The organism is uncultured Flavobacterium sp. (assembly GCF_951805225.1).
Classification (GTDB): Bacteria; Bacteroidota; Bacteroidia; order Flavobacteriales; family Flavobacteriaceae; genus Flavobacterium.
The window spans coordinates 5,329,716-5,342,058 of record NZ_OX638201.1 but is presented as its reverse complement, the minus strand read 5'-3'; the positions used below and the strand labels follow the sequence as shown (position 1 = coordinate 5,342,058).

Annotated in this window: 7 protein-coding genes; 1 reads left to right on the top strand and 6 read right to left on the bottom strand. The window is 33.4% G+C overall.

Going from position 1 to position 12,343, the window contains the following annotated elements; genetic code table 11:
* Positions 1-141 precede the first annotated feature (141 nt).
* The 6 genes from WN975_RS22285 to WN975_RS22260 form a co-directional block, all read right to left on the bottom strand.
* Positions 142-432, bottom strand: a complete 291-nt coding sequence (locus WN975_RS22285) for a hypothetical protein (protein ID WP_337968403.1) — start codon at positions 430-432, stop codon at positions 142-144.
* A 114-nt stretch (positions 433-546) separates the two neighbouring features.
* Positions 547-1,425, bottom strand: coding sequence for an ankyrin repeat domain-containing protein (locus tag WN975_RS22280; RefSeq protein ID WP_337968402.1), 879 nt, complete (start codon positions 1,423-1,425; stop codon positions 547-549).
* Positions 1,426-1,435: 10 nt separating this feature from the next.
* Positions 1,436-5,137 (bottom strand): DUF6443 domain-containing protein, encoded by a 3,702-nt coding sequence (locus WN975_RS22275; RefSeq protein ID WP_337968401.1) that lies wholly within the window; start codon positions 5,135-5,137, stop codon positions 1,436-1,438.
* A gap of 4 nt (positions 5,138-5,141) precedes the next feature.
* A complete protein-coding gene (locus WN975_RS22270) occupies positions 5,142-8,546 on the bottom strand; it encodes an RHS repeat domain-containing protein (protein WP_337968400.1) in 3,405 nt (1,134 codons plus the stop codon).
* Between the two features lie 27 nt (positions 8,547-8,573).
* Positions 8,574-10,229 carry a T9SS type A sorting domain-containing protein gene (locus WN975_RS22265; RefSeq protein ID WP_337968399.1) on the bottom strand — a complete coding sequence of 552 codons (1,656 nt, stop codon included), beginning with the start codon at positions 10,227-10,229 and terminating at the stop codon, positions 8,574-8,576.
* A 251-nt stretch (positions 10,230-10,480) separates the two neighbouring features.
* The gene (locus WN975_RS22260; RefSeq protein ID WP_337968398.1) at positions 10,481-11,062 is read right to left on the bottom strand and encodes an outer membrane beta-barrel protein; all 582 of its coding nucleotides are present in this window, start codon (positions 11,060-11,062) and stop codon (positions 10,481-10,483) included.
* 144 nt (positions 11,063-11,206) lie between these two features.
* Between WN975_RS22260 and gldA the strand changes: the two genes are divergently transcribed.
* Complete coding sequence (gene gldA, locus WN975_RS22255) at positions 11,207-12,103, top strand: gliding motility-associated ABC transporter ATP-binding subunit GldA (protein ID WP_337968397.1); 897 nt, start codon at positions 11,207-11,209, stop codon at positions 12,101-12,103.
* The last annotated feature ends 240 nt before the right edge of the window (positions 12,104-12,343 follow it).

Here is a 12,343-nt window from a genome sequence, read left to right as displayed (position 1 = left end):
AATTCTTGTAGTTATGATTGTTTTCGACTTCACGAATGTTGGCATTTTGTTTTAATTATATTTACGGAACCTCAACAAAAATCTTCTTTCTGGATTATCTCGTTTTGTCACACGAAAGAATTCGTGCGGGAGCGTTGAATTTTATTTAGATTTTTTTTTAACGTAAAGTTCAATTTTTTCTATTCCTTTTTTCAAAATATATTCTAATTGTTCATCTCCATAATACTTTCGAGATTCTTTTCGCCAAATCTCATTCGACTCATAAAATTCTAATAGATAAGCTATATCTGTTAAAATATCATTAAGCTCCTCTTCTCCTAAAGAACCATTATCCCAAACTATATTTTGAAATCTATTTATGTGTAATACTCTCTCATTTCCTGACATTGACAATGCTTTACAAAGTAATTCTTTTAATTTTCTTAATAACATAATATTACTTTATTGGAACTATTCTTGTTTTAACTAAATTTTTACCATTCCTTACACCTATCATTACTTTGATAGGATTCGTGAGAAGCGGCGATGTTGGATATTATATACTACCTAATATTTTTTAATATAATCTTCCCAATCTTTCGGATACTTCTTTTTAATATCCTTTAAAATATATTCAGGAATAGGTTCTTTACTGTAGTCTAAACCTTTTTCTTTTAAGAATTGAATTACTTCGAGTTTGCTTTTATACTGTTTCGATTCTAAATCAATTGTACATTTTCGTAATGCTTCTAAAATGTATACTTTGTGATTGTCAACCATTACGTACATGATCTTTTTATAATCGGCACCTTTCTGTAAAAGATATAATGCAACATCTAACTTGTCTTGTTTAAACGCTGCTCCAAGGGGTAAAGTTGTATATGCTGGATTACCTTCATTAGAGTAATTCATATCTGCTCCAGCCTCAACTAAAAGCTTAACTTTTTCAAGACTAGCAGGATCTAAATTAGAAATTGCTTTGCTTAATGCAGTAGTCCGAGCTGAATCATTTTCTTTTACTTGTACGTTTTCTAAAGCATTAGGATTTCCTCCATGACTTAATAAAAGTTTTAAATATTTAGGGTCATCATTGCCTGCAGCGTCTATGATAGCTGTTGTTCCACGAAAAGTATCAGATGTATTAGGACTTGCTCCTGCATCCAATAATATCTTCGCACTGTCATATTTATTATTTACTACAGCCAACATTAGTAAAGTATTTCCAAATTTTGACTCTTTAAAGTCGAGGTTTGGCTTTTCCTTTAAAATTATTTTTTTCATAGTTACAGAATCCTCATCTTCAACTGCTTTGGCTAAAATCCAAACAGCTGTGCCTTGAAAAAGTCTAAAGTCGTGACCTGTAAGTTCCTTATTATTAATTTTCGCTTCTCTATCATAGCAGCATATAAACAAAAAAGATAGTAAAATAATTTTTATATTTTTCATAGTTAAAATTTTAAAAGTTTGGTGGTGTTACAGCTTGTTTTATAGTATTCCACATACTTTGAATTGCTGTTGGTTGAGATAACGAATCTATAATGGAATTAATACTATGCCCGTTATAGATTCCACTTGCATTTCTAGGACTTAAAAAATATTTTTCTCCTCCAGCTGTCGGAATCAATGAAGAATTAATTATCTGCTGAATTCCATTCAGTGGATCTGTTGTCATAATATAAGCATCTGTATTAGAAGAAGATTTGCTCGCTGTAAGAGGACTTACACCTGCAGCGTTGAAGGTAATTGCACTATCACCAGTCGCAACTGAATTAGCTTCTGCAAGACCACCTCCTAATGAATGTCCAGTAAATGTTAATTCTGCATTACCTATTTCCTTCTTTAAGTCCCTTGCATTTAGTACTGATTCTCTATATTGTTCAGAACCTCCAGCTAATTGTTGCCCATTATTTTTCCAATCTTTACCATTTTCTGTTCCAGCTGTTGCATATGTATATTCTGTTTTTCCATCAACAGTTCTTTCATATACCCCTGATTTAAGACCACTTTCATTATTCAAATCTAATCCTTTCCCTGCATTTGAAACTTTCCATCCACCTTGTAATTCTACTTTATCATTTTTATCAGCATAAACATGTTTTGCCATTAATGCAGCCTCCAATGGAGTTGGTTTAGCCATCATCCCATCTGGATCAATAAAGTATACCGGATTATTTAGAGCATACGTATATGGATTAAATCTACGAGATTTTTCCGCTAAAGGATCAATATTCATCCATCTACCAATTGCCGGGTCATAGTTACGCGCTCCAAAGTCATACATATTGAGACCTAGCTCTTCTTGTAGTTCCTTGCCGTTGTACTTATACTTATTAATATTTGGCAAATAATCATTATATCCTTGATGCTTAAAGCCAAAAGGATAATAATTACTTTCATCCAGAATCTCAACTTTATTTGTTGTTGGATTTTTAGTATAACTTACCCGAACATTTCCTAAATGATCTAAATAATTAAATACGTATTGAAAAACATTTGTTGCTGGATTTGTACTGGTGTTTTTTACATATCCTTCTGCCGTTGGAAAAAACTGTAATACATTATTCTCATACTGAAAACCGTTTAAATATTTCGTATTAGTGACAACTCCTTTTTCTGTTACAATTTTCTCGAGTTTCTGCCCCAATGCATTATAAATATACTCAATATTGCCAGTTGTGCCAAATGTAATTTTCTTAGGTAAGTTGAGATGATTATAGGTTATTTCGGTGATGTTTTTGTTTTGATCTTTGATAAGGTTTCCGTTGTCATCATAGGCGTAATCATCTTCGGTATCATTATAGCCATTACTATCATCTTTGAATCCTTGCGGGTTGTTTGTAGTATCTGTTACTTTCATCAGATGATTAGAATTATTAAGGTAAAAATACCCCAGATTATCCATATCATCTGCATAAGGATTACTTATTGTTCCAGCCATAAACTTGCGTTGCAACTTATTAATATTTCCGTTTTTATCATAGTCTATGCTCTCTCCAAAATAGTTTTTATTATCGGTAAGTTTTGGTGTTTGATAAGTGGCATTTTTCAATCTGTTTAACTGGTCGTATTGATAACCATAACCACGCAAAATACCGCCGTCTGAATTTGATGTCCAAAAAGTTTCGGCTATATTTCCATTATAAAGTGTCTTGGTAACAGATGAATTTGCTTCAATCGTATTATAGTTTATTTTGAATGCAAATAAATCTCTCGGATCTGAACCTTGTTGCAAATTAGTAGTTTTATTAATCTCAGTCAGCCAACCTCTTATATTGTAGTTGTAGTCTATTTTCTGCAAAGGACTCCCTTCAATATTCCCTACTTTTTTACCAACAAGCTGCCCTAATGCATCATAATCATTACTAACCAAAAGCTGTATTGTTCCTTTGTTAATTTGATGTGTATGCGTTAGTAAACGATTTTGAGCTGAGTAAACAAATTTTTCATCTACTGTAATTTTTGTTCCTCCACTTAACTGTTGATATTCTGTTATGCTGCTTAGAGGTTTTCCTATAAAATCAATTTCGTTATCTATATGGCTGATTCCTCCTAAATGATTTTTTATATAATTGCTTATTGCTCTTCCTCTACTATCATAAAAAATGGTGACTGTTTCTCCTGTTGTAGATGAAGCCGTTGTAAGGACTCTTGTCCAGCTTCCTGTAGCAAGTCCTCTAGCATTTATTAAACTTTTTTGTCCTATAATTGTAGCTGGCATTGCCTGAGCTCCGGGAAAAGTATAATCGTCGTAATAATTAACTGTTAAGAGTTTAAAACTAGTTGGAGCTATAATATTATTATAATTTGTAGCAATACCATCGATAGTGTAGGCTTTTTTAGTTTCAAACAAAATGGTTGCAGAATTTTGAGCTCCTTGTAAGGAATTCCTAACGTCTTTATTAACACTTTGAGCGCTCCAACCTGTATAAATAGGTCGACCAAGAATATCGTATTTAGTAATAAGCCAACCTGCTGTTTTATCTGTTGCAAAGGGCGAAAATGCAGGGCCTGTAGCTACTGGTCTGTCTAATTTGTCATAAACAATAAACTCCCATTGTTTACCCGGTAATTTCTTTTCGACTAAACGACTTCTATTGTCATATTTATACTGATAACATAGTCCGTCTAAAACTGTCAGATTTATTGCTCCGTCTGCTTTTGGCGGTAATACATAAGTCAGATTTCCATATATATCATAAACATAATAGGTATCGTGTTTAAGTCCTGCGTTGTAGGTTCTTTTTAAAACGATCTGTCCTTCTTTATTTTTAAATTCTATTGTTGAGCCAGCAGATTCACTTGGATTGACTCCGGAGTTCTCATCATAAATTACATTTTTGTACAATTCATATTCCGCATAAGGTCCTGCATCTAAAAAAGCAATATCATACAAACCCTGACCTTCTTGCCAAGTTGTAGTTGTCTTATATAATTTTACTGCATCGCCGGAGCGATTGGTCTGGTACTCAAATTTTATAGTGTTTTTTGGGGTATTAGTCATCGCCCAATCGTTTCCTGGTGCTGCTTGTTCTAATACTCGATTAAGTGACGAGGGCTCAAATCGCTTTTCAGAAAATGGATTTGAAGTTTTGCTGTATTTATCGGTATTATAAAAACTTAAAACATTATTTAGAGCATCTTGCGAGCTCATTCTTGAATAAGCACTACCGGTATTAGCAAGAGAGAAAGGCAGATATTCTTTTACTTGTCTGCCAAATCCATCGTACTCTATATGTGTTATAATATCTGAAACGTCTCCGCCTTGACGAATTACATTTTTTTGAACTGGTCTGCCTAATCCATCAAAATAAACAATACTTTCCTCTATATCTCTATTGTTTTTAATTCCGTTAACGGTAGTCATTGGAGTTTGAAAAATACGGCTGTATATATAATTTTCGCTTTTAGAAATAGACGGAACTACAAGAATAGCAATATCCTCAGCGACTGAATTTATTTTGGCTGTAAAAGTGCTTCCGGCTTGTATGAATGTATTGGGACCAAGAGTTATACTCTCGCTGGCAATTAATGTGACGGGACCTGTTGCAGCATTAACGGTATAATTGGATTTACTTATCGTTGCCGGTGTCTGAGCTTTTAATACTACAGGTATAAAAACCAATAAAACAACTATAAAATTGGATATATCTTTTATCATGGTGCTATTCTTTATAGTGATATTGGTTTTCAGAAAGTAAATTACCGTCTGCGTCTTTTACAAATTGCAATCTGTTGAAACTGTCGTATTCATAAAATGTAATTAATCCTTTGGAGTCTGTTACTGAGGTTACTCCAATAAGAGGTTTATAGGTATAACCCGTAATCATTGTGTTAGCTAATCCCGGATCCTGATACAACTTTTTTATTACCGCAGCCATTTGTGCCTCTGTTCCGGTATTTGAAGATGCTGTTGTTAAATCATTTATCAGACTTATCGGGATACTGGTGTATGCAATGTTTTCAATTTTGACAACAGCCAAAGTTTTATTATACCCCCAAATAATGGACACAGGTATGCCGCTTTCAGGTGTATATTGCAGCGCATTGCCTTTATCATCGTATTGATTAAAAGTGATTTTTTTGTCTGTAGCAACGGCTAAAGTCGCCGCTCCTTTGTTTTCAAGAATATATTTCGGCAATAACAAGTTGCTTGTAGTTACACTTTTCTCATAGACTGTTTTTTGCTCAGATAATTTGTTTTTATCTTTAAAAACTTGCGTATTTAGAGGTGTTGCAATTCTGTTTGCTGCAATTAATTCCTTTACAAAAGGCTCGCTTGCCATTTCAGGATCTTGCGGATAATAGTATTTGTTTTTGATAATTTCGCTCTTACTAATGAATGTTTCCGCATTTGTTATTTGATAATGTACTGGGTTCTCATAACTGTAAGTCGTAATTTTTTCAATCGTTGCAGCTTCATTTATATCATAGTCCGTTTCAATAGTTTTTGTAATCTGTTTTTTGCCTTGAGAAGTTTGTCCAACTGCATAATAAAACATACCTGAATAAAAATCACTTCCTTGAACATAAGGCAGATTAAACGAAACCGGATAATCTCCAGGAAGCGTAGGAGTTGGATAATTATTAAAAATAATATTGTAACGGAGTGCTGACTCTTTTAATACAGTATATTGATTAACAATACTTTTTACGATTTTGAATGTATTTGCCGTTTCTCCATTTTTATAAATATTTGTCCTAATCAAAGATCCCTGATTCCATTGATCATTTTTAAAAAAAGCAAAATTGGTTAAAGAATTTATAGGCAAACCTATGTCGTATGCCTGAGCTATATTAAAAGATGGACTTTTAAATAGAGTAGGTAAGTTTCCCGCATTTATATCAAACATGCGGTTTAAAGCTATGTTTTCATAAAAATATTCGGTTTTGCCGTTCTGTGTTCTATTCTGTGTATTATAATCTGTTTCTGTAACTTTACCATAAGTAATAGCAGCAGAGCCACTGTTATTGTTATCGAAAATAGCAGACGTTGAAAAAACAGGAATAACATCTGATTTTACGTTTGCATAAAATATTCCTCTTACATAAGTTCCATTACCTTCTTTAACTAATGGGTTTTCATTTGCATATTGATATAATTTTGTAAAAACAGGGCTGGCATTTTTACCATCATAGCTTTTGATAGATACTATTCGTAATCCCCCAACTAATTTTGGTGTTAATACAGGTATTCCCGGATTACTAATTTCGTTCCAGCTTGCTGTAATATAACTAGAAGGACATCCTGCAGCTCCCATATTTCCTGTTCGATATTCGTATGCCCCCAGTGTGTGAGTATGAGCTCCAAAATCAGCAGCTATAGTTCCTCCTCCAGAAGGATAACTCGAGCCGACAGGAGCAGGTCTAAAATAGGTATTTGAATCAAAAGTTACTTTTGTATTCGATCCAACTTCTTTTGTTGCATTCGTAAAACCGTAGGTTATTTTTCCGCTTCCTCCAACATAAGTTGATGATGGAGTAAAAGAAATCGTTTGTGTTGAAGGACCTGCATCGTAACTACAACCACTGCCATAAGCCACAGCAGTTGCAGATTTATAAACTACAGTTGGAGTTGCAATATTCTCAAAATATCTGTTTGTTTCATATTCAAAAATAGAATGACCTCCTTCCGGATAGGTTATTTTTTTAAGAATACCCGATTTCATCGCATTCTCGTTAGCAGTTCGATCACCATTACCCACTATATAAGAGATACCTGGCGCACCATAAGGAGAAAATCGATTTATAAAAGTTGGAGGCGACAAGTTCCCATTATTAGTATTGATATACCCCCAATAATCTTTTCTGGTGGTTCCTCTTAAAGGTAATTCCGTTTCATCATATTCAAAAATGTGCTTAACATTGAGGATATTGTTTGTAATTTGAGTCAATTTTAATGATTTATTTCTACTTGCAATATTTCTCGCAGAAGTATAAGAATAGGTAACATTGTCGCTCAATGTAGGAGGTTGAGATGTCGTAAATCCTCTACTTCTTAAATAATAATCAAATACAAAACCATATTCCTGAATCAAAGTTTTTACTGCACCTTTAAGGCTGAATACACTTATTTTGTCAAGTTTATAATCTTCTGTTAAATCCAACCTATTTTGAGAAGAAACAAACTCAACGACTCCATTGTTAAAGTTTATAGCAGTCAAGAATTGCTTATTCGAACTCGATCTATCGGGGAAAACTGATTTTAAAGAAGGAGTAATGTTACTCGTAATATCATTATCTGCTAATTGTTCCCCAATTACAATCGCATAATCACTTGTATTGTCAAGTACTTTATATTTGAAAGATATTATATCAGTGCTGCTTGGCGGAATTATTTCAGTCAGATACCACACCGAAATATAATCAGATTTATAAGTATCCGAAGTATTATGAACTATTTCATTAGCATCATAACCATCAAGAGCTCTTCCGAAACGATAAACCGTTCCATCATCTTTTGTTATTTCTAATGTTGGAGTTTTGCTTAATAACTGATTATTGTTTACTAAAGTTTTAACCACCGTATTTTGTAAATCTTTAAAAACTGCTTTATTGTTTACAAAATAAAAAGTTCCTGATAAACCGGGAGCATTTATAATAAATTCATCATAAGCGGTATCAGATATAATTGATGAATACGGATTATATTGCTTGTATAATTCGTTGTAACCACTTGCAGTAAAAGGTGTATTAGTTATATCAGGTACACCAACTCCATTATCAGGTACGCCCTTTACATTTCTAATTACGGCACCTCCGGCATTTAAATTCCATCCTAAACCAGCCCAGGAAGCAAGTTCATCTAATTGTATTCCAGCACTATTATAGTTTAGATCAATTGGAACTGTTACTTCTTTTGTTTTAATCGTATAAAGCGGAATAATGATGTTTATTTTCCCAGTAGAATAATCGACAGGAAAAATGCCTTGTTTAGCAAATGAAGCAGCATTGGGACTAACCGGAAAATAATTTGGCAAATCTTTTGTTACTTGCCCATTTGAAATCATACTTATTAAAAGTAACATCAAATAATAATTTCGTGGTTTTAATATTTTTTCGATTCTCATTAGAATTTTGATATAAAAATTATGTTGTTACATTTTCCCTTTCCTAATCACTTTCACCCCATCACTCTGCACATTTGTCTTTATATTGATCACATAAATACCCTCTGCATAGCGGCTTAAATCAACCGGAATAGTTTGGCCTGATATATTAAAATGTTGCAGCATTCTGCCAGAGATATCTACTACAGTTGCAGTACCTGTTTCATACTCGTATCCTATAATAATATTCGTGTATGTGACCACAGGATTGGGTATGGCTTCTATACTTTTTCTTTTGAGCTTCTCTGGTTTTAATTTGTCTTTTACTTTTACGACCCAAAAATCATTGCCGCCAATACTGGATTTTTTATTCTTTGAAGCACTTGATTTTGATGTTCCAGCCATCAGATATCCGCCATCTCGGGTTTCAAACAATTTTTGCAACACATCTTCTCCGTTACTTCCTATGGTTTTCTTCCAGATTTCTTCGCCTTTTTCGTCAATTTTCAAAGCGATATAACCTTCTTCTTTATTCTTTTTTACAACTCCTGTCACTTTGCCTATTATTCCTTCTCTTGAAACATCTTCTTTCTGAGAATATCCTCCAACTAAATAAGTTCCATCTGTATTTTCAATTAGTGAGGTCAAAATATCTGTCTTGCCAAAATCATAAGTTTTACTCCATACAACTGCTCCTTTTTCATCTAATTTTAAAACCCAATAATCTGTACCATTACTAACAATGCCACCTAATGAAGTAAGCGGACTGGTACTATTCGAATTTCCTCCTGCTATATAACCGCCATCTTCTGTTTGATGAATTACATACAATTGATTATCTCCATTACCTCCGTAACTTCTCTGCCATTCGATTACACCTATATTGTTGATTTTTAAAACCCAGTAATCACCTATTCCTTTAAGAGCTTCTGTTTTGTCTCCAGATTCCGGCGAATTAGAATATCCGCCCAAAATATATCCGCCGTCTGTAGTTTGCTCCATACTTCTTAATATATCTGCATATTCTCCTCCGTATGTTTTTTGCCATTCTATCGTTCCTGTTTTATCCAGTTTTACGATCCAGTAATCCATATTACCACGACTTTTTTCTGATTTATTATAGAGATCTGGTTTTTCTAACGAAGATGTTCTCGGTATTAAATCCTCTGCTATTTCTGGACTTGAAGATGATGAACCGCCCAACATATAGCCTCCGTCTTTGATCTGAAAAGCACATAAAAGTTCATCCTGACCATTTCCTCCAATAGTTCTTTGCCATTGTTCTATTCCTGTTGCGTCTAGTTTTATTACCCAAAAATCAGTAGCTCCTTTGCAGGGATCTTTTTTTTGAAAATCATTTGTAGAATTAGAAGTTCCGGCAAGGATAAAACCGCCATCTCTGGTATTCTTAATACTTTGCAGTAAATCAAATCCGCTTCCGCCAAAACTTTTCTGCCAATCAAGTTCTCCGCCTTCGCTCATTTTCCAGATCCAGTAATCCAGATCGCCATTATTGTTACCTTCTTTATTACCGGTTTTATCAGACAAGGAACTTCCCGCCAAAATAAAACCATAGTCTGCTGTAGGCTGAGCATCAAAAAGATAATCGGCGTGAATACCTCCATAAGTTTTTTCCCAGAGAATATCCTGAGATTGTATTAATAGAGGAAAAAGAAATAAGAATAGTAAGTAGTGATTTTTCATATTTTGGTATTACATGATAAAAAACAAATTAAAAAATTGTAAGTTTTAACTTATTTTTAAGAATGTAATACTAGGGAGATTAAATAGGAACCACAATACCCACTTTTGGTGATTTTTTATAAAAAACAAAACCCTCTAAATAGAGGGTTTATAATTTAAAGACAAAGAAGTTTATTTAAATCTCTTTTCTATAAAAAAAAAAGCATCCGCCGCGGCGAATGCTTTTCTGAAATTGAATATAAAACTTAAGATTAGAAGTTTTTAGAAACTCCAATGTTAAATGTTTGTCCAAAATTGAAGTAGAATTTACTAACATCTGGTCCGTTATTATCATAACTCAATGTTTCGTAACCTAAACCACCAATACTGAAGTTAAGACCAAAACCTTTTTTCATGTTAATAAAAAGAGCTGGAGTTACACCTACATACATACCATCTGCTTTAGATTTTGCGTAAGCATTTCCAGGACCGTATTCTTTATACTTAGCATTTTGAAAACCAGCACCCATATCAGCAAAAATAGAGAAAGTTTGGCTTAATGGCACTGAATAACGAACGAATGCTCCTATTTTGAAATTATTATTTTTAATTTCTGTAGTTCCAGTTTCGTTTTTAGCAGAAGCTACTGTAAATTCACCTCCAACAGTCCAGTTGTCGTTAAATTGGTAACCAACTTTAGGAGAAAAGCTAAATGAATTTTTTGTTGTTTCACCAAATTGGAATTCTGATTTCTCAGAAGTGTACCCGATGTTTCCACCTACTAAGATTGTTCCTTTTTGAGCGTTTGCAAAACTGCAGATAGCCAATGCAGCCATCACTAGAATTTTTTTCATTGTAATTATTTTTTAATTTACTTTCCTTTTAACAATAACGGTGCCGTGGTTATTGGCTCTTAAGTTTTTTTTATGATTTCTTTAAAAGATAAAAATGTAGCAATCGAGCGTATTTCTGTTTACTTTTGTAGCAAATAAAAAGTCATGTCGATAGAAGTAAACAACATATCAAAAAGTTACGGAACTCAAAAAGCTCTAAATTCAATTTCATTTTCGATTCAGAAAGGAGAAATTGTTGGTTTTCTTGGTCCAAATGGTGCAGGAAAATCTACTTTAATGAAAATTTTGACCACTTATTTATTGTCAGATGACGGCTCAGCCCTTGTAAATGGTCACGATGTCATGACAAACGCTAAAGAAGTTCAACGCTCGATTGGATATTTACCAGAGCATAATCCGTTGTATTTGGATTTGTATGTTCGTGAGTATTTGGCTTTTAATGCTGATGTTTATAACGTGCCAAAATCAAGAATTGAAGAAGTTGTTCAACTGACAGGACTGACACCGGAAAGTCATAAAAAAATTGGACAATTGTCTAAAGGATATCGCCAACGTGTGGGACTTGCCAACGCTTTACTGCACAATCCTGATGTTTTAATTCTGGATGAACCAACTACTGGACTGGACCCGAATCAGTTAATGGAAATTCGAAATGTAATTAAAAATGTTGGTAAGGATAAGACCGTTTTTTTATCCACTCACATTATGCAGGAAGTCGAAGCTATTTGTGATCGTGTCATTATTATTGACAAAGGAGAAATTGTTGCCGATAAAAAATTAGACCATTTAGTATCTGAAAATAAAGAACAAGTTATCGAAGTAGAATTTGACTATCAAATCCAAGAACAACTTTTGGCAAAACTCCCAAATATTACTTCTTATATAAACATTCACGATATGACTTGGGAATTAACTTTTGTTGCCGAAAAAGATATGCGTCCTGCAATATTTGATTTCGCTAACGAAAATGGGTTAAAAACACTTCAATTAAATCAAAAGAATAAAAACCTGGAAGCTGTTTTTAGAGAAATTACGAAGTAGTTTTAATTTACAGTCTCGGTTTTACAGACAAAAAAGCAATTTATTCTATTCTGGAATGAATTGCTTTTTTATTAAATACCATTTCTCTTCGTTGCTTTTTCCCGAAGCGTTAAGTCTTATTTTTACTGGCTTTACCGCCAAAATTCTCCTTTTATTCTAAACTTTTTACTTTTTTACGAAATCACGAACAACTAACTATCAGCTTGTTAGAATTTCTTGTTGCAAATTTTAACTATATTT

Excerpts from the sequence above, each read along its gene's own strand:
- WN975_RS22280 (WP_337968402.1), bottom strand. The coding sequence starts at position 1,425 with ATGAAAAATATAAAAATTATTTTACTATCTTTTTTGTTTATATGCTGC.
- WN975_RS22260 (WP_337968398.1), bottom strand. The coding sequence starts at position 11,062 with ATGAAAAAAATTCTAGTGATGGCTGCATTGGCTATCTGCAGTTTTGCA.
- WN975_RS22265 (WP_337968399.1), bottom strand. The coding sequence starts at position 10,229 with ATGAAAAATCACTACTTACTATTCTTATTTCTTTTTCCTCTATTAATA.
- WN975_RS22285 (WP_337968403.1), bottom strand. The coding sequence starts at position 432 with ATGTTATTAAGAAAATTAAAAGAATTACTTTGTAAAGCATTGTCAATG.
- gldA (WP_337968397.1), top strand. The coding sequence starts at position 11,207 with ATGTCGATAGAAGTAAACAACATATCAAAAAGTTACGGAACTCAAAAA.
- WN975_RS22270 (WP_337968400.1), bottom strand. The coding sequence starts at position 8,546 with ATGAGAATCGAAAAAATATTAAAACCACGAAATTATTATTTGATGTTA.
- WN975_RS22275 (WP_337968401.1), bottom strand. The coding sequence starts at position 5,137 with ATGATAAAAGATATATCCAATTTTATAGTTGTTTTATTGGTTTTTATA.